The 24,828-nt window shown below is 71.5% G+C and carries 20 protein-coding genes; 5 read left to right on the forward strand and 15 right to left on the reverse strand.

Annotation, left to right across the window (positions count from 1 at the left end):
* Positions 1 to 290 precede the first annotated feature (290 nt).
* From galK to galT, 3 genes are read right to left on the reverse strand one after another with little or no spacing between them, the layout of a single operon-like run.
* On the reverse strand, positions 291 to 1,463 hold the full coding sequence (gene galK, locus OG379_RS16430; protein WP_405663443.1) for a galactokinase: 1,173 nt from the start codon (positions 1,461 to 1,463) through the stop codon (positions 291 to 293).
* Positions 1,460 to 2,440, reverse strand: coding sequence for a UDP-glucose 4-epimerase GalE (gene galE / locus OG379_RS16435; RefSeq protein WP_393758713.1), 981 nt, complete (start codon positions 2,438 to 2,440; stop codon positions 1,460 to 1,462). Before galE ends, galK begins: the two co-directional genes overlap by 4 nt.
* Positions 2,437 to 3,480, reverse strand: coding sequence for a galactose-1-phosphate uridylyltransferase (gene galT, locus OG379_RS16440; RefSeq protein WP_405663447.1), 1,044 nt, complete (start codon positions 3,478 to 3,480; stop codon positions 2,437 to 2,439). The genes galE and galT overlap by 4 nt, the downstream gene beginning before the upstream one ends.
* Before the next feature lie 238 nt (positions 3,481 to 3,718).
* On the opposite strand from galT, the gene OG379_RS16445 reads away from it, so the two are divergent.
* Both OG379_RS16445 and OG379_RS16450 read left to right on the forward strand, forming a co-directional pair.
* Entirely contained in the window at positions 3,719 to 5,389 is a 1,671-nt protein-coding gene (locus OG379_RS16445; protein WP_393758709.1) for a sodium:solute symporter family protein, read from the forward strand.
* A 15-nt stretch (positions 5,390 to 5,404) separates the two neighbouring features.
* Complete coding sequence (locus tag OG379_RS16450) at positions 5,405 to 5,692, forward strand: hypothetical protein (protein WP_393758707.1); 288 nt, start codon at positions 5,405 to 5,407, stop codon at positions 5,690 to 5,692.
* 36 nt (positions 5,693 to 5,728) lie between these two features.
* Here the strand turns inward: OG379_RS16450 and OG379_RS16455 are convergent, their stop codons facing one another.
* The 5 genes from OG379_RS16455 to OG379_RS16475 form a co-directional block, all read right to left on the reverse strand.
* The gene (locus OG379_RS16455) at positions 5,729 to 6,424 is read right to left on the reverse strand and encodes a LuxR C-terminal-related transcriptional regulator (protein ID WP_405668532.1); all 696 of its coding nucleotides are present in this window, start codon (positions 6,422 to 6,424) and stop codon (positions 5,729 to 5,731) included.
* A gap of 249 nt (positions 6,425 to 6,673) precedes the next feature.
* Positions 6,674 to 8,578 (reverse strand): PQQ-binding-like beta-propeller repeat protein, encoded by a 1,905-nt coding sequence (locus OG379_RS16460; RefSeq protein WP_405663450.1) that lies wholly within the window; start codon positions 8,576 to 8,578, stop codon positions 6,674 to 6,676.
* 58 nt (positions 8,579 to 8,636) lie between these two features.
* Positions 8,637 to 10,463, reverse strand: coding sequence for a PQQ-binding-like beta-propeller repeat protein (locus OG379_RS16465; RefSeq protein WP_405663452.1), 1,827 nt, complete (start codon positions 10,461 to 10,463; stop codon positions 8,637 to 8,639).
* 631 nt (positions 10,464 to 11,094) lie between these two features.
* Positions 11,095 to 12,720 carry a PQQ-binding-like beta-propeller repeat protein gene (locus OG379_RS16470; protein ID WP_405663455.1) on the reverse strand — a complete coding sequence of 542 codons (1,626 nt, stop codon included), beginning with the start codon at positions 12,718 to 12,720 and terminating at the stop codon, positions 11,095 to 11,097.
* Between the two features lie 113 nt (positions 12,721 to 12,833).
* On the reverse strand, positions 12,834 to 14,651 hold the full coding sequence (locus OG379_RS16475) for an ABC-F family ATP-binding cassette domain-containing protein (protein WP_393758697.1): 1,818 nt from the start codon (positions 14,649 to 14,651) through the stop codon (positions 12,834 to 12,836).
* Between the two features lie 147 nt (positions 14,652 to 14,798).
* Between OG379_RS16475 and OG379_RS16480 the strand changes: the two genes are divergently transcribed.
* Entirely contained in the window at positions 14,799 to 15,449 is a 651-nt protein-coding gene (locus tag OG379_RS16480) for a lipoprotein (RefSeq protein WP_405663458.1), read from the forward strand.
* A 13-nt stretch (positions 15,450 to 15,462) separates the two neighbouring features.
* On the opposite strand, the gene OG379_RS16485 is transcribed toward OG379_RS16480, so the two are convergent.
* From OG379_RS16485 to rsmI, 7 genes are all read right to left on the reverse strand, one after another.
* Positions 15,463 to 16,776 (reverse strand): acyltransferase, encoded by a 1,314-nt coding sequence (locus OG379_RS16485; protein WP_405663461.1) that lies wholly within the window; start codon positions 16,774 to 16,776, stop codon positions 15,463 to 15,465.
* 72 nt (positions 16,777 to 16,848) lie between these two features.
* Complete coding sequence (locus OG379_RS16490) at positions 16,849 to 17,748, reverse strand: 4-(cytidine 5'-diphospho)-2-C-methyl-D-erythritol kinase (protein WP_405663464.1); 900 nt, start codon at positions 17,746 to 17,748, stop codon at positions 16,849 to 16,851.
* Positions 17,745 to 18,617 carry a 16S rRNA (adenine(1518)-N(6)/adenine(1519)-N(6))-dimethyltransferase RsmA gene (gene rsmA, locus OG379_RS16495; protein ID WP_405663467.1) on the reverse strand — a complete coding sequence of 291 codons (873 nt, stop codon included), beginning with the start codon at positions 18,615 to 18,617 and terminating at the stop codon, positions 17,745 to 17,747. Before rsmA ends, OG379_RS16490 begins: the two co-directional genes overlap by 4 nt.
* 9 nt (positions 18,618 to 18,626) lie before the next feature.
* Positions 18,627 to 19,208 (reverse strand): ubiquitin-like domain-containing protein, encoded by a 582-nt coding sequence (locus tag OG379_RS16500; protein WP_405663470.1) that lies wholly within the window; start codon positions 19,206 to 19,208, stop codon positions 18,627 to 18,629.
* A 116-nt stretch (positions 19,209 to 19,324) separates the two neighbouring features.
* Positions 19,325 to 20,191, reverse strand: a complete 867-nt coding sequence (locus OG379_RS16505) for a TatD family hydrolase (protein WP_405663473.1) — start codon at positions 20,189 to 20,191, stop codon at positions 19,325 to 19,327.
* Positions 20,192 to 20,222: 31 nt separating this feature from the next.
* Complete coding sequence (locus tag OG379_RS16510; RefSeq protein WP_405663475.1) at positions 20,223 to 20,618, reverse strand: hypothetical protein; 396 nt, start codon at positions 20,616 to 20,618, stop codon at positions 20,223 to 20,225.
* Between the two features lie 172 nt (positions 20,619 to 20,790).
* Positions 20,791 to 21,687 (reverse strand): 16S rRNA (cytidine(1402)-2'-O)-methyltransferase, encoded by an 897-nt coding sequence (gene rsmI / locus OG379_RS16515; protein WP_405663477.1) that lies wholly within the window; start codon positions 21,685 to 21,687, stop codon positions 20,791 to 20,793.
* Positions 21,688 to 21,740: 53 nt separating this feature from the next.
* On the opposite strand from rsmI, the gene OG379_RS16520 reads away from it, so the two are divergent.
* Together OG379_RS16520 and OG379_RS16525 are read left to right on the forward strand one after the other, a co-directional pair.
* Positions 21,741 to 23,507 (forward strand): dolichyl-phosphate-mannose--protein mannosyltransferase, encoded by a 1,767-nt coding sequence (locus OG379_RS16520; protein ID WP_405663479.1) that lies wholly within the window; start codon positions 21,741 to 21,743, stop codon positions 23,505 to 23,507.
* A 71-nt stretch (positions 23,508 to 23,578) separates the two neighbouring features.
* On the forward strand, positions 23,579 to 24,787 hold the full coding sequence (locus OG379_RS16525; protein WP_405663481.1) for a TetR/AcrR family transcriptional regulator: 1,209 nt from the start codon (positions 23,579 to 23,581) through the stop codon (positions 24,785 to 24,787).
* The last annotated feature ends 41 nt before the right edge of the window (positions 24,788 to 24,828 follow it).

Genomic DNA, 24,828 nt, shown 5'->3' on the forward strand with positions numbered 1-24,828 from the left:
ACGGCCGCCGCCGTGTGCCGGCCGGCCACCCGCTCCGGGCGCCGTACCCGACTGTCTCGTCCCCTGAAACGGCACCGGCCCCCACCGGTGCTGCGCATCAGCCTACGGCGGGCGGTGTGCGGCGGAAGGCGATTCGCAGAACTGACCGCCATGGGTGTTCAGGGTGTTGTTCATGTTCCGTATTGAGACCGAAGTAGACAGAGAACGTCGCATTCCGCTGGGTTCGGCCCCGGCACGCGGCTGCCCGCCGAGGCGGAGCGCCCCGGCGGGTGTCGCGGATTTCGTCCTGGTCAAGCAGCCGGAGCGATCCGCCGGCCGCCCGCCGAGGGAACCGCCGGGAAGATTCCCGGGGCGGCGTGACCGGCCGAGGTGAAGGCCTCGGAGACGGCCTTGGCGACGGTGTCCTCCATCGCCTCCTCCACCAGCACGATCGCCGAGCCTCCGAAGCCGCCCCCGGTCATCCTGGCTCCGAGCGCGCCGGCGTCGTTCGCCGCGGAGACCACGAGGTCCAGCTCCGGGCAGGAGACCCGCAGGTCGTCGCGGAGCGAGACGTGGCCCTCGTTGAGGACCGGACCCGCCGCGCGCACCTCGCCCGCGTCGAGCAGCGCGATGACCTGCTCCACCCGGTGGTTGTCGCTCACCACATGGCGGACGTAGCGCACGACCGACTCGTCCTCGCCGGCGGCGAGGGTCTCCAGCGCGGCGTCCAGGTCCTCGTACGGAAGGTCGCGGAGGGTGCCGATCCCGAGCGCGCGGGCTCCCGCCTCGCAGCCGGCCCGGCGTTCCGCGTACGCGCCGTCGCCCAGGGCGTGCTTGACGCGGGTGTCGACGACCAGGAGCTTCAGCCCGTGTGCGGCCAGGTCGAACGGGACCTGGCGCAGGGTGAGGTCGCGGGTGTCGAGGTGCAGCGCATGGCCCTCGGTGCAGCACGCGGAGGCCATCTGGTCCATGACGCCGCAGGGCACACCGACGAACGCGTTCTCGGCCCGCTGGCCGAGCACGGCGATCTCGGGGGCGCTCAGGCCCAGTTGGAAGAGGTCGTTCAGGGCGAGCGCGGTGACGACCTCCAGGGCGGCCGAGGAGGAGAGGCCGGCGCCGACGGGGACGGATGAGGTGAGCTGGATGTCCGCCCCGGTGACGTCGTGGCCGGCCTCGCGGAGCGCCCAGACGACACCGGCCGGGTAGGCGGCCCAGCCGTGGCCCGAGTGCGGGGCCAGTTCGTCGACGCGCAGGGAGACGACTCCGCCCGGTACGTCGGTGGAGTGCAGGCGCAGCTGCCCGTCGGTGCGGCGCGCGACGGCCGCGCGTGCGGTGTGCGGAAGGGCGAGCGGCATGACGAAGCCGTCGTTGAAGTCGGTGTACTCACCGATCAGGTTCACCCGTCCGGGCGCTGCCCAGATCCCTTCGGGGGCGGTCCCGTAGAGCTGGGTGAAGGAAGCGGTGAGCTCGGCGTTGTCGGTCATGGTGCGGTGGGCTCCTCTCGGCGGGCGAACGTCCACGCGTCGGCGACGATGGCGGCCAGGTCGGCGCGCGACGGCTGCCAGCCGAGCCGCTCCCTGGCGGTGGCGGCGGAGGCGACGAGGACGGCCGGGTCGCCGCCGCGCCGGGGCGCGGCGGTCTCCGGGACGGGGTGGCCGGTGACCTGGCGGACGGTCTCGATCACCTGGCGTACGGAGAAGCCGTTGCCGTTGCCGAGGTTGCAGATGAGGTGTTCGCCCGCGGTGGCCGCTTCGAGGGCCAGCAGGTGGGCCTCGGCGAGGTCGGCGACGTGGATGTAGTCGCGTACGCAGGTGCCGTCGGGGGTCGGGTAGTCGTCGCCGTAGACGGAGATCGACTCGCGCTGCCCGAGGGCGACCTGGAGGACCAGCGGGATGAGGTGCGACTCGGGGTCGTGGCGTTCGCCGTGGCTGCCGTAGGCCCCGGCGACGTTGAAGTAGCGCAGGGAGACCGCTGCCAGACCGTGTGCGGCGGCCTCACCGGTGATCATGTGGTCCACGGCGAGCTTGGAGGCGCCGTACGGGTTGGTGGGCGCGGTGGGGTCCGACTCGGTGATGGGGCTGGAGACGGGTTCCCCGTACGTCGCCGCGGTGGAGGAGAAGACGAGCGTGCGCACCCCGGCGTCGCGCATGGCGGCGAGGAGGGCGGTGGTGCCGCCGACGTTGTTGACCCAGTACTTCTCGGGGTCGACGACGGACTCGCCGACCTGGGAGAAGGCCGCGAAGTGCAGCACTCCGTCGTAGCTGGCGTCCAGCCACTTCGCGGCGTCCTGGATGCGGCCCTCGATGAACTCGGCGCCCTGCGGGACCCCCTCGCGGAAGCCGGTCGACAGGTCGTCGAGGACGGTCACGGTGTGACCGGCCTCCAGCAGGTGTGCGGCGACGACACCGCCGACGTATCCCGCGCCGCCCGTCACCAGGTACTTCTTGCCGGTGTTGCTCACTCGCTCGCTACCTCTCGCAGTCGCTGGGCCGCGGCCTCCGGCGGCACGTCGTTGATGAAGACGCCCATGCCGGACTCGGAGCCCGCGAGGAACTTCAGCTTGCCGGTGGTCCGCCTGATGGTGAAAAGCTCGAGGTGCAGCCCGAACTCCTCACGCCCGGGGACCCTGAAGGGTGCCTGGTGCCAGGCCGAGATGTACGGGGTCGGCGGCTCGCCGGGGCCGAAGATCCGGTCGAATCGCCTCAAGAGTTCCAGATAGAGCTGTGGGAACTCCGTGCGTGCGGCCTCGTCGAGTTCCCGCAGGTCGGGGACACGGCGGCGCGGGTGGAGGTGGACCTCGTACGGCCAGTGCGCGGCGTACGGCACGAAGGCGACCCAGTGCTCGCCCTCCAGGACGATCCGGTCGCCGTCGGCCAGTTCGCGGGCGACGACGTCGTCGAAGAGGTTGCGGCCGGTTTCGGCGCGGTGGGTCTCCATCGACCGGAGCATCTGCTCGGTGCGCGGGGTGACGAAGGGGTAGCCGTAGATCTGCCCGTGCGGGTGGCCGAGGGTGACGCCGATCTCGGCGCCCCGGTTCTCGAAGCAGAACACCTGGGCGACCTGCGGGAGCTCGGCGAGGTCGGCGGTGCGGTCGGTCCAGGCCTCCAGGACCAGGGCGGCCTGGTCCTCGGTGAGCCCGGCGAAGGAGACGTCGTGGTCGGAGGTGAAGCAGACGACCTCGCACCGGCCGGAGTCGCCGGCGAGGGAGGGGAAGCGGTTCTCGAAGACGACGACGTCGTAGTCGGTGTCGGGGATCTCGCTGAGCCTGCCCTCCCGTGAGGGGCAGAGCGGGCACTCGTCGGCCGGCGGGTGGTAGGTGCGCCCCTGCCGGTGCGAGGCGATGGCGACCGAGTCACCGAGCAGCGGGTCGCGGCGGATCTCCGAGGACGTCGAGACGGCATCCAGCGGCCGCAGGTCGACGGCGTCGCGGACGGTGTCGTCCGCGGAGTCGTAATAGATCAGCTCACGGCCGTCGGCGAGGGTCGTAACCGTCTTCTTCACCAGGCTCCTCCATGTAACGCCCTCTAAACAGAACCGCACATAACTAATCACAACTCAACAGGTGCGTCAATCACGTCGAATCCTGTGACGTCCCTGTGCCCCTGGGTAGCCGAACTCGGACATATCAACCCGTGCGATCACGATCAAACAAAGAACGCCATGCAGACTGTTCATTTTCTGAACACAAAGGCGTAGGTTCCGACGGGTTCAGTTCGCGCAACGAAGCGAGTACCCCCCCATGCAATATCTGGCCGAAGGGCTCCGGCTCCCCACGAACGGGCTCGATTACACAATCCTGGCGATCTACTTCGTCGTGGTGCTCGGCATCGGCTTCGCCGCCCGGGCCAGTGTGAAGACGAGCCTCGACTTCTTCCTGTCCGGACGGTCCCTGCCCGCCTGGGTGACCGGTCTGGCCTTCGTCGCGGCGAATCTCGGGGCCACCGAGATCCTGGGCATGGCGGCGACCGGCGCGCAGTACGGCGTCGCGGTCGTCCACTGGTACTGGATCGGCGCCATCCCCGCCATGGTCTTCCTCGGCCTGGTGATGATGCCCTTCTACTACCGGTCGAAGGTCCGATCCGTCCCGGAGTTCCTGCTCCAGCGCTTCGACAAGTCCGCGCACCTGCTGAGCTCCATACTCTTCGCCTTCGCGGCGATCCTGATCGCGGGCGTGAACCTCTACGCCCTGTCGATCGTCGTGGAGGCGCTGCTGGGCTGGCCGCAGTGGGTCGCGATCGTCGTCGCGGGGCTCTTCGTCCTCGTCTACATCACCATCGGCGGGCTCTCCTCGGCGATCTACAACGAGGTGCTGCAGTTCTTCGTCATCCTCGCGGCGCTGATCCCGATCACGCTGCTTGGCCTGAAGCGCGTCGGCGGCTGGGACGGCCTGAGCGGCTCGCTGGAGAAGCAGCACGGCGCGGACTTCATGTCCGCCTGGGGCGGCACCGGCATCGGTGACGCCAACCCGCTCGGCGCCAACTGGCTGACGATCATCCTCGGCCTGGGCTTCGTGCTCTCCTTCGGCTACTGGACGACCAACTTCGCCGAGGTGCAGCGCGCCCTGTCCGCGAAGAACCTCTCGGCCGCCAAGCGCACCCCGCTGATCGCCGCCTTCCCGAAGATCTTCATCGTCTTCGTGGTGATGATCCCCGGCCTGGTCGCCGCCGTGATCGTGCCCAAGATCGGTACGCCCGGTTCGGATCTCACGTACAACGACGCCATTCCGCTGCTGATGCAGGAGCTCCTGCCCAACGGTGTGCTCGGCATCGCGGTGACCGGCCTGCTGGCCGCGTTCATGGCCGGTATGGCCGCCAACGTGTCGTCGTTCAACACGGTGTTCACCACGGACATCTGGCAGCGGTACGTGAAGAAGGACCAGCCGGACGCGTACTACCTGAAGTTCGGGCGGCTGATCACCGCGGTGGGTGTGCTGGCGTCGATCGGCACGGCGTTCATCGCGGCCAGCTTCTCCAACATCATGACGTACCTGCAGACGCTGTTCTCGTTCTTCAACGTCCCGATGTTCGTCGTCTTCATCATCGGCATGTTCTGGAAGCGCGCCTCGATGAAGTCCGGTGTGTGGGGGCTCGTCGCGGGTACCACGGCCGCGATGGTCAACTACTTCGTCATCTACAAGCAGGGCATCATCGACATCCCGTCCGACCAGGGCGCCAACTTCGTCTCCGCCATCGTCGGATTCGTCGCCGGTGCGGTCGTCATGGTCGCGGTCACCCTGTTCACCGCCCCCAAGCCGGAGGCCGAACTGGCCGGTCTGGTCTACGGGACGGAGTCCCCGGACGCCGAAGAGGTCCCGGAGGAGGGCGACAGCGCCTGGTACCGCAAGCCCGCACTGCTCGGCTGGGGCGCCATGGTCCTCGCCGCCCTCTGCTACCTGCCCTACTCGCTCTGATCGGAGGCACTCACCATGTCCGACCTGCACAAGGAAGTCTCCGAGCTGGAGCGCAAGTCCGCGACGGCGGCACGGCTGTTCGACATCCGGCGGATCATCGGCGGTCTCTTCGTGGTCTACGGAGTGATCGTCACCATCGCCGGCATCAGCCCGTCCGATGCCGACCTGAAGAAGGCCGAGGGTGTCCACATCAACCTCTGGACCGGCCTGGCCATGCTGGCGCTCGGGCTCTTCTTCCTGATCTGGATGAAGCTGCGCCCGACCCAGGTGCCCGACGAGGCCCCCGGCACGCCGGAGAGCTGACCCCGGTACCCCCGCGGGGGCCGGACGATCACGCGTTCACGCGTGGCCGTCCGGCCCCTGCGGCGTTCCCGCCGCGGCCCGGTCGAGCAGCCCCGTGCGGGCCGCGAGCGCGGCGGCCTCCAGCCGGGACCCGACGCCGAGCTTCATCAGCACCCGCTGCACATGGGTCCGCGCGGTGCTCGGCGCGATCCCCATCCCGGCCGCGATCAGCCGGGTGTCCTCACCCTCGGCGACCCGCACCAGCACCTCGATCTCGCGCGGGGTCAGCATCCGCAGCAGCCGCTGGCCCTCGTCGTCCGGCTGCGCCGCCGGGTGCAGCAGCTCCGCGAAGGCGCCCCGCAGCAGCTGGGGTGCGACCGCGACCTCCCCCGCCCGGGCCTTGATCATGGCGCGCTCGACGCCCTCTATGCGCTCGTCGTGCCGGACGTAACCGGCCGCCCCCGCCGCGAAGGCCGCGGCGATCCCCCGCGGGCTCGGCACCGGGCCCAGCACCACCACGGCCACCTGCGGGCGCTCCCGTCCGATCCGCACGATCGGGTCGAAGGCCCCGGGTTCGGCGGGCGCCGCCGTGCCGAACAGGCAGACCTCCGGCGCCCTGCTGACGACCAGATCCGCGGCCCCGGACGTCGGCGCGGCTGCCGCGAGCACGCGGTGCCCACGCAGTTTCAGTGCCGAGGCGAGTGCCTCGGCGAGCAGTCGGTGGTCGTCGACCACCATGAGCCGCACGCCCATCGAGATAGCCCCCATGTGTGCAGCGCACCAGCGCTGCGTAACCCTGAACAGGCCCCCCGGCCCCTCTGACCCGGCAAGCTACACGCTTGTTCGACGCTGCGCGCCCCCTACCGGGCAGAAGCCCCCCAGAATGCCGAATTCTGCGTCATTCGGGGCCGCTTGCCCGTCGGAAAACGATCGGCCCTGCCGGTCGGATGATCAACCGGCAGGGCCGTCGCCGCCGGCCCGCGAACGGGCCGGGCGGGTGGGTCAGTTGGTGCTGAAGGAGACGACGAGGTACTGCTTGTCGTCCAGCGAGCTGGACTTGCTGGGCTCACTGACCATCTGCTCGGAGATGAACAGCCGGCCCTTCTCGTAGATGAACTCGGCGTAGTCGACGGAGAAGCTCGTCTCCGCGTCGCGGACCGACTCCTCGTCCGGGTTGACCATCAGCACGGTCTGCTCGAAGGTCGAGCCGTTGATGGAGACGATCTGGCCGCCCTTGTCGTAGGGCGGCTCCTTGTACGCGATGACGTTGGAGCCGTCCATGCGCAGCGGGGTCAGCGCGTAGCGGTCACCCGCGTCCGCCCTGCCGCCGACGAGCTTTCCGGTGGTGAGATCGAAGGCGACGATCTCGTTGGTCTCGCCGTACTCGCCGCCGCCCTCGTGCCTCTCGGTCGGCACGTAGAGCTTGTTGTTCCCGACGGCCAGGGCGGTGCACTCCTCGACCTCGGTGGAGCCGCAGTCCGCGGCGTACTTGTCCGCGTCGGCCGAGATCCGGACGATGAGCTTGCCCGTTGCCGCGTCGATGGAGAAGAAGTCCGAGATACTGCTGCCGTCGCCGGCGGTGTCGCCGACGTCGGCCGCGACGACGAGCGGCTTGGTGGAGACGATGCTCGCGTACTCGACGCCGGCCGGCATGTTGTACGAGGAGAGCGGTGCGCCGGTGGTCGGGTTCAGCGCCTGGATGGTCAGCTGCGGATCGTCGTAGCTGCCGCACTTGCGGACCACGGCGAGGGCCTCGCCGCCGCCGTAGCCCATGTCGTAGCAGTTGTTGGTGTCGGCCTTCGGCTTCCAGAGCTCGGCGCCGTTCGCGAGGTTGAAGGCGGCGCCGCCGCTGGTGCCGCCCGCGGCGACGGTGGATCCGCTGAGCGTGACCTCGTTGAACCTGACCGCCTCGTCACCGCTGGACGCGGAGGTGACGGACTTGCTCCACATCAGCTTTCCGGTGGCCAGGTCGAGCGCGCCGATCTGGGTGCAGGAGGGGTACTTGTCCTCGGCGCTCGGCTTGCCGTCCTCGAAGGCGATGGCCGTCCTGTAGTCCTTGCTCATGTGCCGGGAAGCGGCGCAGACCTGGCCGGTCAGCGGGATCGTCCAGAGCTTGGTGCCCTTGGCGAGGTCGTAACCGACGACCTCGTACACGCCGGTCTTCACATAGACCTTGTCCGTCACCCAGGAACCGGCCACGACCGTGGTGTCGGTGACCTTCGGGTGGGGAAGCTGGAAGCCGACCTTGGACTTGGTGTCGGCCGGGGCCTTCTCGGTGCCGCCGGCCAGGCCGCCGCCCTCGCCGCCCTTGCCCTCGCCGTCCTTGCCCTCGGTTCCGGCCGAGGACGCCTCGTCCTGCTTGCCGTCGTCACTGCCGCTGGAGGCGTAGAAGATCCCTCCGCCGACGATGAGCAGCACGGCCACGACCGCGGCGACGATGATCTGCATCTGGGTGTTGAACTTCTTGCCGCCGCCCGGCTGGGGTGCGACGTAATGCGGCTGCATCGGGGCGGTCGGGTAGCCGTACCCCTGCTGCGGAGGCATGCCGGGCTGTCCGGGCGGGGGCCCCTGCGGGAAGCCGTAGCCGGGCTGGGCCGGCGGCTGGCCGGGGGCCGGCGCCTGCGGGTAGCCGTACGCGGGATTCTGCGGCGGCTGCTGCCCGGGCGGGGGCGGGCTGCCGTAGCCACCGGCGGGCGGCGGGGGCGGACTGCCGTAGCCGCCCGCGGGCGGGGTGGGCGGACTGCCGTAGCCGCCCGCGGGCGGGGTGGGCGGTGGGGGCGGGGGCTGCTTGCCGAACGGGTCGGCCGGCGGCGGGGTGGGCGCGCCGAATCCGCCGGGCGGCGGGTCCTGCGGGGCTCCGAATCCGCCCTGGGGCGGTTCGTTGGGCGGCTGGGGCGGCTGGCTCATGGCGTACGTACCTCTGCGGAGTCTGAGAAGGAGGGGCTGGGGATGCCGACGTCGGCCGTCACTTGCCGAAGGCCATGATGGTGGTCTCGCCCTCCGAGTCGTCGTTTCCGCTGACACGGTCGCTGACGACGAAGGAACGGCCGCCCGCGTAGACGGTCTTGGACGAGTAGAAGTTCTCGATCTGCGCGGTCGAGTCCAGGTGCTGGAGCAGCACCTTCGGCGCGCCTCCGGTGGGTGCGATCGTCGCGATCGCCCCGCCCTCCTCGTACGAGGGCTCCATGTAGACGAGGACGTTGCCGCCCTCCATGCGGAGCGGCTTCATGGTGCGCTCGGCGGGGGCGGGGGCCTTCCACTTGACCTTGCCGGTGTTCAGGTCGAACGCGACGACCTTGTTGGTACGGGCGGCGCCGCTGGTGTCGTCCCCGGTCATCATGTAGAAGGTGTTCGCGTCGGCGGCCAGGCCGCCGCAGCCTTCGAGCGTGTCGGCGAAGTCGATGATGCCGCCACCGCACTCGACGGTGACCTTGTCCTCGTCGTCACCGTCGAGCTGTGAGCGAAGCGTTCCGTTCTCCTTGAGCGCGACGATGGCCCACTTCTTCTCCTCGTACTGGGTCAGCGAGACGACGAGGGGGCTGACCGAGTAGACCTTGTCGACCTCCCAGCCGCGCTTGACCTGGTACGTCCACTTGGTCTTGCCCGTCGTCGGGTCGAGCTCCTGGACCTGCTGCTGCGGGTTCTCCACGTCGCCGGTGCTGCAGTTGACCGCGGCGATCAGCTTGGGGCCGCCGGCGAACGAGTACGGCTTGCAGTTGCCCGAGGGGTTGCCGAAGAGCTCCTTGCCGTCGCTGACCCGGTAGGCGCTGGAGTTGCTCGTACGGCCGACGGTCACGGTGTCACCGCTGATCGCCAGGCCGATGTTGGTCAGCAGGTCCCAGGTGCCGTTCTTGGTGACCGTCTTCTTCCATCCGGCCTTGCCGGTGTTGAGGTCGATCATCTGGAGCACCGAGCAGTTCGCCTTGTCGGTGGTGCCGCTCATCACGCCGATGACGATCTTGCCGTCGGCGGTGGTCGTCGCGGGTGCGGCGCAGATGTCAGCGGGCAGCGGGAGGCTCCACTTCTGCTTGCCGTCGCCCACCGAGTAGCCGGTGACCGAGCGGTACATGCCCTTGACGAGCGTGTCCCCGACGATCCACGGGCCGTACACGTCCGCGCCGTTGCGCGGCAGGTCGATGTCGTTCGTCGTGGTCCAGAGGACCTTCGCCTCGCCGTCCTTGCGTCCGGCGTTCAGGTCGTCGTTCGCCTCACGCCCGTCGCCCTTGCCGTCGCCCTGGTCGACGCTGGGCGAGCCGCTCGGGTCCGGGGCGCCGCTGCTGGACTTGGCGACGGGCTTCTCCGGGTCGTCGTCGCCACCGCTCGTGGCGAAGAAGATGCCTCCGCCGACGACGAGGAGCACGGCGAGCGCCGCACCGATGATGACGGCGGGCTTGCCCTTGAAGGGACTGCCGCCGGAGCCGCCGGGTGCGGGCGCGCCGGGGTACTGCTGCTGCGGGTAGCCGTAGCCGGGCTGCTGACCGTAGGGGCCCGGCTGCTGGGCGTACGGGCCGGAGGGGGCGCCGTAGGGGCCGGGCTGCTGGGCGTACGGGCCGGGGGCCTGCCCGGGCGCCTGGGGGTAGCCGTAGCCGGGCTGCGCCCCGGGGGCCTGCGGGTAGCCGTAGCCCGGCTGCGCGGGCGGAGGCGTCTGCGGTGCCCCCGGCGGCGGAGTCTGCGGCGGTGCGGGCGGCATCTGGGGCGGAGTGGCGGGTGGCGGCGGCTGAGGAGTGCCCTGCGGATCCTGCGGAGCCCCGAAGCCCCCCTGCGGCGGTTGCTGGCTGGGCGGCTGGGTCATCAGCACGTCCCCCTTCGTGCGGTCCGGTGCCCGGTCCGGTCTCCCCCGCGATTCCGCTGGGCTCAGAGGATCAGGTGCAAGAAATCTCTGAATTCCCCCCGGAAAGGAGCGAATCGGGCATGGCTTCCGCGGCGTTACGACAGTCGAGCGGGGCTTCTTTGTACCACCCGCACCACACCCGGCACCGGATCGGTCCATCCCCTGTTCCCAAGGGAGAACCGGGCCGTGATGCCGCCGTTACGCGCCTGCGGCGGCCGCCCGGGGGCCCTTGCCCTCAATGCTCCGTCAACTGCGCCCGGCAGGTGCGGCTTTCACAGGATCCTCGCAGGTACGCCCTCGGACACGCCCTCTTCACCGAAGACCGGCAGCGCGGTCGCCGCCGTCTCCTCCTCGTCGTCGTCCGCGCTGATGCGGGTCGCCAGCAGTACGGAACGGCCTCCGCACAGGCGACTTCCGGCTCGGGCTGAGGAGGCCCCGGCGGAGGGTCGTACGCGGCCCCGAAGTCTCCCTCCGGCGGTTGCGGGCCGCGCGGCCGGGTCATCAGCACGTCGCCCCTTCGTGCGGTCCGGTGCCCGGCTCGTTCACACGGCCGGGCGGAGTTCTTCCGCCGCGGGACGGGCGGGCTGCCCGCTCACTCGCCGAAGGCGAGCATCGTCTTCATGCTCATCTCGGCCTCGTCGTCCTCGGTGGTGCCGACCAGCGGCAGGGTGAGGAGGGAACGGCCGTCCTCGTAGTCGACCTCGGCGGCGGTCATGCCCGCCTCGACGGCGGCCGTCGACGCCGGATGGGTGAGCAGCGTCCGGGGCTCACCACCGGTGGGTGCGAGCGTGGCGATCTCGCCACCCCGGGTCCTGGTGGCGGCCACGTGGACGAGCAGCTTCCCGCCGTCCACACGCATCGGTTCCATCCTCCGCCCGAGCGGGGCGTCGGCCGCCCATTTCTGCCGGCCGGTATCGAGGTCGAACGCGACGATCCGGTTGTCGATGTCGAACTCGACGTGCTTCCGCTTGGTGGAGATGTAGAAGGTGTCGTCGTCCGCGGCGACGCCCTCGCAGTCGTCCCTGTTCCGGGAGACGACCAGGTAACCGCCGCACCTCACCTCGTAGCCGGCGAACCCGAGGTCGACGTCCCGGGTACCCAGATCGATCCCCGAACGGTAGGTGCCGTCGTCCCGCAGGGCGACGAGCCGCCATGCGTCGTCCTTCCCCATCGCCACCACCAAGGGGCTGACCGAGTAGACCTGTTCGACGGACCAGCCCTTCTCGACGGCGTACCGCCACTTCAGCTCCCCGGACGCCGGGTCGAACTCCTGGACCTCGTGGCCCTCCGCGCAGTTCGCGAGGGCCACCATCCGGGGCCCGCTCACGAAGGAGTAGGACTGACAGCCGCGTGGCTGTGCGGCGAACAGCTCCTGCCCGTCCGCCGCCCGGTAGGTGTGGACCTGTCCGGGACGCGCGAACGTCACCGTGGCGCCGTTCGCCGCCATGGCGGGCCGCCTCTGGGTGTCAGGGTTGTTCGGCATGGACTTCGTCCAGCCCGTCTTCCCTGTCCGCAGGTCGATCATCCGCATGACCGAGCAGTCCGCGCCGGTGTCGGTCTTCTCCCCCTCGGTCACGACGACGATCTTGCCGTCCGTGGTGGGCAGTGTCGGTGCTCCGCAGATGTCCTCAGGCAGTCGCAGGCTCCACCGCACCGCTCCGTCGGACATCGAGTAGCCCGACACGGTGCGGTAGAAGGCCTTGGCGACGATGTCGCCGGCCCTCCACGGCCCGTACACGCCCATGGCCCGGGCCGGGAGGTCGACGCCCAGGCTCTGGACCCAGCGGACCTTCGCCTCGCCCGGCTCGCGGAGGCCGTCGAGCCGCGTCGCCAGTTCCGCGTCGCTCTCGCCCTTGCCGTCGCTCTTCCCGTCACCCTGGCCGGCCGTGGGCGCGGGTCCGGCGGCCGGCTTCTTGCCGTCGTCGTCACCGCTCAGGGCGAACCAGACGCCGCCCCCGGCGACCAGGACCAGGGCGAGCACGGCGCCGACGATCGCGCCGGTCCTGCCCTTGAAGCGCCCACCGCCACCGGGCCCGGCCGGTCCCGTGACGGCGGGCGGCTGCGGCGGATGGCCGTAACTCCCCTGCGCCGACGGCCCGTACGGCCCGGGATGCGGGGCGTACGGGGTCGGCGGGCAGCCGTATCCAGGGGGGCCCGGCGGCGGATCGTACGGTGCGCCGAAGCCTTCCTGCGGTTGCCGGCCGGCAGGCTGAGTCATCGGCGGAGTCCCCCTCGTACGGTCATGGTGCCGCAGGGGTCACGCCAACCCGGGCGGGCCTACTTTCTACCACTCGCCCGGGCGCGGCCTCCGGCCGTACCCGGGACCATCCGTCAGGCGTCCTCGGCCAGTTCGAGCCAGCGCATCTCCAGCACGTCCCGCTCCGCGACCAGTTCACGCAGCTCGGCGTCGAGCGCGGCGACCTTCTCGAAGTCGGTGGCGTTGTCGGCGATCTGCGCGTGCAGCGTCGTCTCCCTGGTCGACATCTTGTCGAGCTGCCGCTCGACCTTCTGGAGCTCCTTCTTCGCGGCACGCGCGGCCTGCGGCGAGACGGCCTCGGCCGGCGCCGCCTTGGGCGCCGAGGACCCGGCGGCGGACGCGGGCGTCGCCGTCTCCTCCATGCGCTGCCGGCGCTCGATGTACTCGTCGATGCCGCGCGGCAGCATCCGCAGCGCACGGTCGCCGAGGAGCGCCATCACCTTGTCCGTGGTCCGCTCGATGAAGAACCGGTCGTGGGAGATCACGATCATCGACCCGGGCCAGCCGTCGAGGAGATCCTCCAGCTGGGTGAGCGTCTCGATGTCCAGGTCGTTGGTGGGCTCGTCGAGGAAGAGGACGTTGGGCTCGTCCATCAGCAGCCGCAGGATCTGCAGCCGCCTCCGCTCACCACCGGACAGGTCGCCGACGGGCGTCCACTGCTTCTCCTTGACGAAGCCGAACTGCTCGCAGAGCTGGCCGGCCGTCATCTCTCGGCCCTTGCCGAGGTCGACCCGGTCGCGCACCTGCTGGACGGCTTCGAGCACGCGCAGGTTCGGGTTGAGCTCCGCGACCTCCTGGGAGAGGTAGGCGAGCTTCACGGTCTTGCCGACGACGACCTTCCCGTCCGCGGGCTGCACGTCGCCCTGGCTGCGGGCCGCCTCGGCGAGCGCCCGCAGCAGCGAGGTCTTGCCCGCGCCGTTCACGCCGACCAGGCCGATGCGGTCGCCGGGTCCGAGCTGCCAGGTGAGGTGGGTGAGGAGCGTCTTGGGCCCTGCCTGGACGGTCACGTCCTCCAGGTCGAAGACGGTCTTGCCGAGCCGGGCGTTGGCGAACTTCATCAGCTCGCTGGTGTCGCGCGGCGGCGGCACGTCGGCGATCAGCTCGTTGGCGGCCTCGATGCGGTAGCGCGGCTTGGACGTGCGGGCGGGGGCGCCCCGTCGCAGCCAGGCCAGCTCCTTGCGCATCAGGTTCTGCCGCTTGGACTCCTCGGTCGCGGCGATACGCTCCCGCTCGGCCCGCGCGAACACGTAGTCGCTGTAGCCGCCCTCGTACTCGTGGACGGCTCCCCGCTGGACGTCCCACATGCGGGTGCAGACCTGGTCCAGGAACCACCGGTCGTGGGTGACGCAGACGAGCGCGGAGCGCCGGGTCCGCAGGTGTCCGGCGAGCCAGGAGATGCCCTCGACGTCGAGGTGGTTGGTGGGCTCGTCGAGGACGACCAGGTCCTGCTCGGCGATGAGCAGCTTCGCCAGCGCGATCCTGCGCCGCTCGCCGCCGGAGAGCGGGGCGATGACGGTGTCCAGGCCGTGCTCGAAGCCGGGGAGGGCGAGGCCGCCGAAGAGCCCGGTCAGCACGTCGCGGATCTTGGCGCTGCCGGCCCACTCGTGGTCCTCGAGATCGCCGATCACCTCGTGGCGGATGGTGGCCCCGGGGTCCAGCGAGTCGTGCTGGGTGAGGACACCGAGGCGCAGCCCGCCGTTGTGGGTGACCCGGCCCGTGTCCGCCTCCTCGAGCTTGGCGAGCATCCGGATGAGCGTCGTCTTGCCGTCGCCGTTGCGGCCGACGACGCCGATCCGGTCGCCCTCGGAGACCCCGAGGGATACACCGTCGAGCAGGGCACGGGTGCCGTACACCTTGCTGACCTGCTCGACATTGACCAGATTGACGGCCATTTCACTCCTGCCTCGGGGGTCCTTGCGTCGGGGACCGCTCGATGTCCCAGAGTAGTCGCCGCGCGGGGTGCGATAGCGTGCGGCGATCGATCATGGGGAGTAACCCCAGGTCGGAGCGGTTCGGAACATCTCTGGGGTGGGGACTTCATGATGCGTGGTGCGGGGCGGGTCCTGGTTTCGGCGGTCGTGGCGACGGTGGCGCTGGCCGGCTGTTCGTCGTCGTCCGGCGGCGGCGGAACGGTCGCGGATACGGGCAAGAACGGGGACAGCGCCCCCTCGGAGGCCGCGGGGAGCGCCGCCACGGAGGAGGGCGTCACGCTCGGGGGCGCGGGTTCGGCCTGCGAGCTTCCGGTGACCTTCGATCTGGCGGCGGACTGGAAGCCGGAGGCCGTCGAGATCGAGCCCGGCTCCGACCTGGCCGCCCTGGGCGAGCAGGGCCCGGTCACGATGGTCTGCGAGGTGGACGCCAAGCCGGCGGGGAACATCGGCTACCTCCGGGTGTGGCAGGGCAAGCCGTCCGACGACGCCCCCCGCGCGGTGCTGGAGGCCTTCGTGACGGCCGACCCGAACGCGGGCAAGGCCACGTACACCGGTTTCCGCGCGGGCTCCCTGGCCGGGACCGAGGTCGGCTACACCGTGGACGGCGAGCTGCTGGACGAGCCCAAGGCCGAGCGCGCCTTCGCGGTCACGACGCCCGACGGCCCGGTCGTGGTGCACCTGGGCGGGCTGGACTCCCAGGAGCACCAGGAGATGCTCCCGGCGTACGAGCTCGCGAGGAGGACTCTGAAGCTGAACTGACGGAACGGGCCGGTCACCGCCCCGCCCGTTCGACCAGCAGCCAGCCGCCGAGCGCCATCGCGACGGCCGCGGGGGCGCTGACGTGGACGGCGATCAGCAGGGCGGTGTGCCCTTCCAGCAGTCCCGCGTAGCCCACCATGGACAGACCCAGCACGCCGAGCAGTGCGAGGGTCACACCGATCGCCGAGACGGCTCCCGCGCCGATCGCGGCCCGGCCGGGGGTGACGCGGACCGGCCGCTCGAACGTACGGAAGGCCGCGACCAGGGCCGCGGTGACCCCGGCGGCGACCACCATCCGCAGCGGCACCTGCGCCCACCATGCGCCGGTGGCCGGCTCGGGCAGCGGGACGCCGAGGGCGAGCATCGCCCCGTACACGCCGAGCATCGCGGTGAGGTGCCAGAGGAACGCGCTCATGGCGACGCCGTTGGCGGCCACGACCGCGCGCCAGACCCGGGGCCGGGCCACCAGCCGGGCACCCGGAGCACGCAGCAGCTCCACGGCGCCGACGAGCCAGAGGCCGTGGCAGAGCAGCGCGAGGGTGGGCGGCGCCATGTTGCTGATCTTCTCGCCGGGCATGCCGACCATGGACAGCGGATACGGGCCGAGGGCCACCAGCGCGGCCGCGGCGGCCAGTCCGCCGCCGGCGAGGAGCGCGGGGCGGCGGATCCGGCCGTCGGCGCGCAGGAAGCCGAGCTGGTGCACGGCGAGCCAGACGAACGCGAAGTTGAGGAATTCGAGGTACGGCGCCCCGGCGGCGAACCTCAGCACGTCCACCGCGGCGGCCGCCCCCGCGAGCGCGGCGAACGCGCCCCAGCCGTAACGGTCGTGCAGCTTCAGCAGCGGCGGGGTGAAGGCGACCATGGCCAGGTAGATCCCGATGAACCAGAGCGGCTGGGTCACCAGGCGGAGCGTGACACCGGTCAGGCCGCCGCCACCGCCGAGCAGTTGGACGAGCAGCGCCGCGGCGCCCCACACCAGGACGAAGACCATGGTGGGGCGCAGCAGTCGCTGCAGCCGGGCCCGGAGGAACGCCGCGTAGACGGAGTCCGTGGAGCCCTCGGGCCGCTTACGGAGCAGCGAACGGTAGGAGAGGGCATGGGAGAAGCCGCCGACGAAGAAGAAGACCGGCATGACCTGGAGCACCCAGGTCAGCGGTTGCAGGCCGGGGACGACGGCGAGGAGGTTGCCGACCCCGTCGGTGGTGACGGCGGCCATCAGCCAGTGGCCGAGGACGACCGTGCCCAGCGAGGCGACCCGCAGCAGGTCGATGTATCGGTCCCGGGTGGCGGGCGTCGCCCCGGCCAGTTCACGAACACTTGATCCCATGGGAGTACGGTCGCGTCGAGCGCGGGGCCGCGGCAGCGCGACCGTACTCAATTCCCGTCTGAGTACCGGCTGTCAGACGACGGTGGCGCCCGCCGCCGGGGACACCGCCACCCGTGCGTCGCGGCAGGTGCCGGACGCCAGCAGCGCGTCGGCCACCTTCCGCGCCGACTCCTCGTCGGCGGTCAGGAACGCGGTGGTCGGCCCGGACCCCGAGACCAGGGCGGCCAGGGCGCCGGCTGAGGTGCCCGCCGCGAGGGTGTCGGCCAGCGAGGGGCGCAGGGAGAGGGCGGCGGCCTGGAGGTCGTTGCCGAGGGCGCCCGCGAGTGCGGTGGTGTCCCCCTTGCGCAGGGCGGCCAGGAGTGCGGGGGAGGCGGCCGGCTCCGGCACGTCGGTGCCGGCGGTGAGCCGGTCGAACTCGCCGTAGACCGCGGGGGTGGAGAGTCCGCCGTCGGCGACGGCGAAGACCCAGTGGAAGCTTCCGCCGACCTCGACGGGTGTCAGCTGCTCACCGCGTCCGACGCCGAGTGCCGCCCCGCCGATCAGGCTGAACGGAACGTCGCTGCCCAGCTCGGCGCAGATCTCCAGGAGTTCCTCCCGGGTGGCGCCGGTGGCCCAGAGCGCGTCGCAGGCCAGCAGGGCGGCGGCGCCGTCGGCGCTGCCGCCCGCCATGCCGCCGGCGACGGGGATGTCCTTGGCGATGTGGATGTGCACATCGGGGGCGATGCCGTGCCGGGCGCCCAGCGCGATCGCGGCACGGGCCGCGAGGTTCGTGGCGTCCAGCGGGACCTGATGGGCGTCCGGCCCGGAGCAGGTGACGCGCAGGGTGTCGGCGGGGGTGACGGTGACCTCGTCGTAGAGGCCGACGGCGAGGAAGACGTTGGCCAGGTCGTGGAAGCCGTCGGGGCGGGGGGCGCCCACCGCGAGCTGCGCGTTGACCTTGGCGGGTACGCGGACGGTGACGCTGCGGGTCATGCGGAGGGCTCCGGCTTGTTCTCGGCGATGGCGGCGAACTCCTCGACGGTCAGGGACTCGCCCCGCGCCTGCGGCGAGATCCCCGCGGCGGTCAGGGCGGCCTCGGCGGCCGGCGCGGAGCCCGCCCAGCCCGCCAGGGCCGCGCGCAGCGTCTTGCGGCGCTGGGCGAAGGCGGCGTCCACGACGGCGAAGACCTCGGTCCTGCTCGCGGTGGTACGGATCGGTTCCGTGCGCCGGACGAGGGAGACCAGGCCCGAGTCGACGTTGGGCGCGGGCCAGAACACCGTGCGGCCGATCGACCCGGCGCGCTTGACGTCGGCGTACCAGTTGGCCTTGACCGACGGCACGCCGTAGACCTTGTTGCCGGGCCGGGCGGCCAGCCGGTCGGCGACCTCGGCCTGCACCATCACGAGCGTCCGCTCGATGGTGGGGAAGCGCTCCAGCATGGTGAGCAGGACCGGCACGGCGACGTTGTACGGCAGGTTGGCGACGAGCGCGGTCGGCGCGGGGCCGGGCAGCTCCGTGACCAGCATCGCGTCCGAGTGGACCAGGGCGAAGCGGTCGGCGCGCTCCGGCAGCCGTGCGGCGACCGTGGCCGGCAGGGCGCCCGCGAGCACGTCGTCGATCTCCACGGCGACGACCCGGTCGGCCGCCTCCAGCAGGGCGAGGGTCAGCGACCCCAGGCCGGGCCCGACCTCGACCACCACGTCGTCGGGCCGCACCTCGGCGGTCCGTACGATCCTGCGGACCGTGTTGGCGTCGATGACGAAGTTCTGACCGCGCTGCTTGGTGGGGCGTACGCCCAGCGCTGCGGCCAGCTCGCGGATGTCTGCGGGGCCCAGGAGGGCGTCGGGCTCTGTGGTGCTCACCCGTTAAGCCTACGGCCGCCGCGGCAGCCAGGAGGCGTCGCCCGGCACCGGGCCGAAGCCGCGTGCCTCCCGGAGGACGACGACCTCGTCGCCGTCGTCCAGGGCCGTGGCGGGGGCGGGGGCGACGGTGTCGCGGGTGCCGACCGTGACGCCCTCGGCCTCCAGGAGCTCCCCGACGTCGTCCGCGAAGGTGTGCAGGGTGCGTGAGGTCCCGTCGACGTCGACGCGGACGGCCTTGTCCTGGGCGAGGAATCCGGCGGTGCCGCCCGCCAGAACGGCGACGACCAGTGCGCGCGGGACGATCCGCCGCAGGCTCCCCGGAGCGCCGGCACCCACCGCACGCCGGTGGCGCCGGGCCGCCCGGTGTCCGCCGGTCTCCCTCCGCGGGACCGGCTGCCGGGGCACCAGCGGGGTGTCCAGCACGGTGGGGTCGTGGACCGGCAGGGGCCCGGTCCGGAGCCCGGCGACGATCGTCCGCTCCTCGTGGAGGGAGCGCGGCGGCGCCGGGGGCGGGAAGGGGGCACGCGCCGGGGCCTGCCTCCTACGCCGACTGCCGCGCGCCGCGCGGTGACTGCCCTGTGGATGGCCCACGACGCTCCAGACGTTCCGGCCTGCCGTCCCCGTTGCGCGGGCACGATAGCGGACACCTCGTAACCGTACAAAGTCGTACGATTACCCGACGTGTCGCCCGGAGCGCCCGGCAGCCCTCAGAAGTCGAACGCCCGCGCGGTGTTGTCGTAGACGGCGGCGGCCAGGGTGTCCTCGTCGGTGCCCCTCACCTCGGCCATGGCACGGAGCGTGACCGGAATCAGGTAGGGCGCGTTGGGCCGTCCGCGGTACGGGGCGGGGGTGAGGAAGGGGGCGTCCGTCTCGACGAGCACGAGCTCGGCGGGGGCGACGGCCAGCGCGTCGCGCAGCGGCTGCGCGTTCTTGAAGGTGACGTTGCCGGCGAAGGACATGAAGTATCCGGCGGCCGCGCAGATCCGGGCCATGTCGGCGTCCCCGGAGTAGCAGTGGAAGACGGTCCGCTCCGGCGCGCCGGCGTCGGCGAGGATCCGCAGCACGTCCGCGTGGGCCTCGCGGTCGTGGATGACCAGGGCCTTGCCGTGCCGCTTGGCGATCTCGATGTGGGCGCGGAAGGACTCCTCCTGGGCGGCCATGCCCTCGGGGCCCGTACGGAAGTAGTCCAGGCCGGTCTCACCGACGGCGCGTACGTGGGCGAGGGCGGCCAGCGCGTCGATCTCGGCGAGCGCCTCGTCGAGGGCCGCCTTCCCGCCCGGCTCCCTGACCCCCTGCCGCGCAGCGCCATCCGGGTCCCCGTGCACGATGCGGGGCGCCTCGTTGGGGTGCAGGGCGACGGAGGCGTGCACGGACGGGTGCGCGGCGGCGGTCTCGGCAGCCCAGTGGGAGCCCTTCACGTCGCAGCCGACCTGGACGACGGTGGTCACGTTGACCGCCGCGGCCCGGGCCAGCCCCTCCTCGACGGTTCCGTCCTGCATGTCGAGATGGGTGTGCGAATCGGCGACCGGAACCCTGAGGGGTTCGGGGAGCGGCGGGGCTTCGGTACGGCTCATGCCTCGACTCTACGAGGGCATGAACCTCCTCTCACCGCCGGTGGAAGGGGCGGAGCAGATCGGACAGCTGCCAGTGGTGCGATCCCGAGCCGGCCGCCGGGACGGCGGTGGCCACGGACATCTCCTCACGGGCCTCGTCCCCGCCCGCCATCACGGGACGTGTCAGTTCCCGGGGCCTGAGCAGCTGCTGGACGGTGGAGACCCGGCCGGCGCGCATGATCCGCACCACGTGGCCGCCGCAGTTCGCGCAGGTCGGGGTGGACAGCGGCGACGGCACGCGCAGCCCGTCCGCCTTGTACACCACGAACGCGTTGCCCGAGCCGTCGACGTGGTGCTCTATCTCGTAGGCCTGTTCCCAGCCGTGCCCGCACCTCATGCACGCGAAGGCGTACGCCTCGTGCACGGTGCCTGCTGCGATCTCACTCATGCCTGCTCCTCTTGTCCGCTGGACAAGCACTCCGGACAAGCACTCCGGATGGTGCGTTCCACCCTCAAGTGGACGCCTTCGCCGACGGCGATGCACCAGGTCTGCCGAGTGTTGGAACGCTTTTGGCCTATTCGTGGCCGAACGGCCCGGTACGCGGCTCAGGCTTTACATTTCAGGTTAGTCCTTTGCCCTGCTCCTGGCCGGTCCGAGCCGCGTTCTTTGCCGCGACCACCGCATCGAACACCTCGCGCTTGGGCAGCCCCGCCTCGGCGGCGACCGCAGCGATGGCCTCCTTGCGCCGCTCCCCCGCCTCCTCGCGCACCTGCACCCTGCGCACCAGCTCGGCGGCGTCCAGTCCCTCGTCGCCGGAGTCCGTCGCACCCTCGACCACGACGGTGATCTCGCCGCGCACACCCTCGGCCGCCCAGACCGCCAGCTCGCCCAGGGGGCCGCGCTTCACTTCCTCGTACGTCTTGGTCAGCTCCCGGCACACGGCGGCCCTGCGGTCAGCCCCGAACGCCTCGGCCATCGCGGCGAGGGTGTCGTCCAGCCGGTGAGGGGCCTCGAAGAAGACCATCGTGCGGCGCTCGTCCGCCACCTCGCGCAGCTTCCCCAGCCGCTCGCCTGCCTTGCGCGGCAGGAAGCCCTCGAAGCAGAAGCGGTCCACGGGCAGCCCGGACAGCGCGAGCGCGGTCAGCACGGCCGACGGGCCCGGTACGGCGGTGACCTTGATGTCCTGTTCCACGGCGGCGGCGACGAGCCGGTAGCCGGGGTCGGAGACGGACGGCATCCCGGCGTCCGTGACCAGCAGGACACGCGCGCCGCCGACGAGGGCCTCGACGAGTTCGGGCGTGCGCGCCGACTCGTTGCCCTCGAAGTAGGACACGACACGCCCCGTCGTGCGGATGCCGAGCGCCTGGGTGAGCCGGCGCAGCCGCCGGGTGTCCTCGGCGGCCACGACATCGGCCGTCTCAAGCTCGGTGGCGAGCCGTGGCGGGGCGTCCGCCACGTCGCCGATGGGGGTCCCTGCGAGTACGAGCGTTCCAGTCGTTCCAGTCACATCGGCCATCCTCCCAGCACGGGCGGCGCCACTCGCACAGATGCGTTCCCTACGATGGCGCGGTGACGAGTACTGCGCCCGAAGCCCAGCAGGGCAACGACGCCGGGGATCACACCGGCGACCAGCCGCCTTCCTGGCAGCAGCGGCTGCGCCGCTTCGGCCATTCCCCGCGGCCGGAGACGGGGCTGCGCGAGCGCCTCGATCCGCCCTACGCCCGCCCCGGCCGCCAGTTCTGGAAGGTGCTCGCCGTGCCGCCGGTCCTCGCCGGCCACCTGGTGCGCTGGTCCGCCTGGGGCGGGCCGCTGCTGGTCGCCCTGGTCGCCGGGGTGCTGCGGTTCTGGAACCTGGGCAGCCCGAAGGCGGTGATATTCGACGAGACGTACTACGCCAAGGACGCCTGGGCCCTGGTCAACCAGGGATACGAGGGCTCCTGGCCCAAGGACGTCGACAAGCTGATCCTCAGGGACCCGTCCTCGGTGGACATCCCGGTGGACCCGGGGTACGTCGTCCATCCGCCGGTCGGCAAGTGGATCATCGGGTTCGGCGAGCAGCTGTTCGGGTTCACCCCGTTCGGCTGGCGCTTCATGGTGGCGCTGCTCGGCACCCTCTCGGTCCTGATGCTGTGCCGCATCGGCCGCCGGCTGTTCCGCTCGACGTTCCTGGGCTGCCTGGCGGGCACCCTGCTGGCCGTGGACGGGCTGCACTTCGTGATGAGCCGCACCGCGCTGCTCGACCTGGTGCTGATGTTCTTCGTGCTGGCGGCCTTCGGCTGCTTCCTCCTCGACCGCGACCGGTCCCGCCGAAAGCTGGCCGCGGCGCTCCCGGTCGACGAGGAGGGGGTCCTGCGTCCGGACGCCCACATCGCCGAGACGCTCCGCCTCGGGTGGCGTCCTTGGCGGATCGCGGCCGGCCTGATGCTCGGTCTGGCCTTCGCCACGAAGTGGAACGGGCTCTACATCCTGGCCGCGTTCGGTGTGATGGCGGTGCTCTGGGACGTCGGCGCGCGGCGCACGGCGGGCGCCGTGCAGCCGTACCGGGCCGTGGTCCTCAGGGACCTGCTGCCCGCGTTCGTCTCCACGGTGCCGGTCGCGATCAGCACGTACCTCGTCTCGTGGACGGGCTGGATCGTCACGGACAAGGGGTACTACCGCAACTGGGCGGCCACCGAGGGCAAGGGCGGCAGCTGGACGTGGCTGCCGGACTGGCTGCGCAGCCTCTGGCACTACGAGAACCAGGTCTACGAGTTCCACGTCGGCCTGACCTCCGGCCACACCTACCAGTCCAATCCGTGGAGCTGGATCGTGCTGGGCCGCCCCGTCTCGTACTTCTACGAGGAGAAGACGGGCTGCCTGGAGTCCAGCAGCGGCAAGTGCGCCCGCGAGGTCCTGGCGCTCGGTACCCCGCTGCTCTGGTGGGCGGCGTGCGTGGCGCTGCTGTACGTGCTGTGGCGCTGGGCCTTCCGCCGCGACTGGCGGGCCGGTGCGATCGTGTGCGGGGTCGCGGCGGGCTGGGTGCCCTGGTTCTTCTACCAGGAGCGGACGATCTTCCTCTTCTACGCGGTCGTCTTCGTGCCGTTCCTGTGTCTGGCGGTCACGATGATGATCGGCGCCCTCCTGGGCCCCGCGGCCGGCACGGGTACCAAGCACCGTCTCGGCATGGACACCGCCGATCCCACGGGTGAGCGCAGACGCACTCTGGGCGCGATCGCGGCGGGCGTCCTGGTGCTGCTGATCGTCTGGAACTTCATCTACTTCTGGCCGATCTACACGGGCACGTCACTCCCGGACGACTCCTGGCGCGACCGGATGTGGCTGGACACCTGGGTGTAGCGGGGCAGTTGCGGGCCCGGGGTCCTGCGGCACGGTGCCGAGGGAGCCCGGGCCCTCGTGTGCGCGTGTGATTGACTCCTCCGCATGGCCCCGTCCCCGCTTCCGCCGGTTCGGCCGTGACCGATCCGGCCGCGGCCACCCGGCCCCGCAACCGCAAGCAGCTCATCGTCGAGGCGGCCGGCCGGGTCTTCAGCGAGCACGGGTACCACGCGGCGTCCATGGAGAAGATCGCGGCCGGCGTGGGTATCACCGCGGCGGCCCTGTACCGGCACTTCCCGAACAAGTACGCGCTGTTCGCCGAGTGCGCCGACGTCACGGCGGAGCGGCTCGTCACCGCGCTCGACGAGGTCCCGTCCGGGGCCCCCTTGGCGGAGGTCCTCGACGCCGTCACCCGCGTCACCGTCGCCCACCGCGCGTCGGGCGGCGTGTACCGGTGGGAGGCCAGGTACCTCGGGACCGAGGACCGCCGGCGCCTCATGGCGAAGTTCGGGCACGTCGTCGGACGGGTCGACGAGGCGGTGCGGCGCACGTACCCACTGCCCGGCGGGCGCCTGCGGGCCATGGCGGCCCTCGGTGCGATCGCGTCCATCACGATGCATCACACCTCGATCGCTCAACGCCGGGCCGAGGACCTGCTGTCGGCGTCCGCCCTTCGTGTCGCCGCGACCGACACCGCGGTTGCCCGGAGGAGCGGCGCACACCCCGTCGAGCTGCCCGCCCGGACGGTACCGCGTACGCGTCGCGCGGAGATCCTCGCGGCCGCCGTCCCGCTGTTCGCACGGGACGGGTTCACCAGCGTCACGAACGGGCAGATCGCGGAGGCGGTGGGGCTGGCGCCGTCGGCGCTCTACCGTCACTACGACGGCAAGGTCGACATCCTGGCGGCGGCGTGCCTCCAGGCGGCGGGACTTCTGGCCCAGGGTGTGGAGCAGAGCCTTCACGGGGTGGCCGGCCCGCACGAGGCCGTAGCCGCGCTGGCGGCGACGTACGTGGCCTACAGCTTCGAGTACACCGCGCTCAACAGCGTCGCCGAGGCCGAACTCGTCGGCCTGCCGGACGAACTGCGGCGGTCCTTGGTCCTCGCGCAGCGTGAACACATCGCCGTCTGGGAGCAGCAGCTGCGGCTGGCCCGTCCGGAGCTGGACCCGCGCCAGGCCCGGGTGCTGGTGCACGCGGGGTTCGGGGTGGCGGTCGAGGCCGGACGCGCGCTGCGGTGGCGGGACGGCCAGGACCGCCGTGACGCCGTGACCGCCCTGGTCGTGGGCGCCCTGGGCGTCTGAGGGCAGCCGGTGGGTGCCCCCGGGTGCCCACCCCTCGGCGC

The sequence above is a fragment of the Streptomyces sp. NBC_01166 genome (assembly GCF_045039765.1).
Lineage (GTDB): Bacteria > Actinomycetota > Actinomycetes > Streptomycetales > Streptomycetaceae > Streptomyces.

Bases quoted from the DNA above. Each gene is read 5' to 3' on its own strand.
- galK (WP_405663443.1), bottom strand. From the start codon at position 1,463: ATGACCGACAACGCCGAGCTCACCGCTTCCTTCACCCAGCTCTACGGG.
- OG379_RS16445 (WP_393758709.1), top strand. From the start codon at position 3,719: ATGCAATATCTGGCCGAAGGGCTCCGGCTCCCCACGAACGGGCTCGAT.
- OG379_RS16450 (WP_393758707.1), top strand. From the start codon at position 5,405: ATGTCCGACCTGCACAAGGAAGTCTCCGAGCTGGAGCGCAAGTCCGCG.
- OG379_RS16455 (WP_405668532.1), bottom strand. From the start codon at position 6,424: ATGGGCGTGCGGCTCATGGTGGTCGACGACCACCGACTGCTCGCCGAG.
- OG379_RS16460 (WP_405663450.1), bottom strand. From the start codon at position 8,578: ATGAGCCAGCCGCCCCAGCCGCCCAACGAACCGCCCCAGGGCGGATTC.
- OG379_RS16465 (WP_405663452.1), bottom strand. From the start codon at position 10,463: ATGACCCAGCCGCCCAGCCAGCAACCGCCGCAGGGGGGCTTCGGGGCT.
- OG379_RS16470 (WP_405663455.1), bottom strand. From the start codon at position 12,720: ATGACTCAGCCTGCCGGCCGGCAACCGCAGGAAGGCTTCGGCGCACCG.
- OG379_RS16475 (WP_393758697.1), bottom strand. From the start codon at position 14,651: ATGGCCGTCAATCTGGTCAATGTCGAGCAGGTCAGCAAGGTGTACGGC.
- OG379_RS16480 (WP_405663458.1), top strand. From the start codon at position 14,799: ATGATGCGTGGTGCGGGGCGGGTCCTGGTTTCGGCGGTCGTGGCGACG.
- OG379_RS16485 (WP_405663461.1), bottom strand. From the start codon at position 16,776: ATGGGATCAAGTGTTCGTGAACTGGCCGGGGCGACGCCCGCCACCCGG.
- OG379_RS16490 (WP_405663464.1), bottom strand. From the start codon at position 17,748: ATGACCCGCAGCGTCACCGTCCGCGTACCCGCCAAGGTCAACGCGCAG.
- OG379_RS16505 (WP_405663473.1), bottom strand. From the start codon at position 20,191: ATGAGCCGTACCGAAGCCCCGCCGCTCCCCGAACCCCTCAGGGTTCCG.
- OG379_RS16510 (WP_405663475.1), bottom strand. From the start codon at position 20,618: ATGAGTGAGATCGCAGCAGGCACCGTGCACGAGGCGTACGCCTTCGCG.
- rsmI (WP_405663477.1), bottom strand. From the start codon at position 21,687: ATGGCCGATGTGACTGGAACGACTGGAACGCTCGTACTCGCAGGGACC.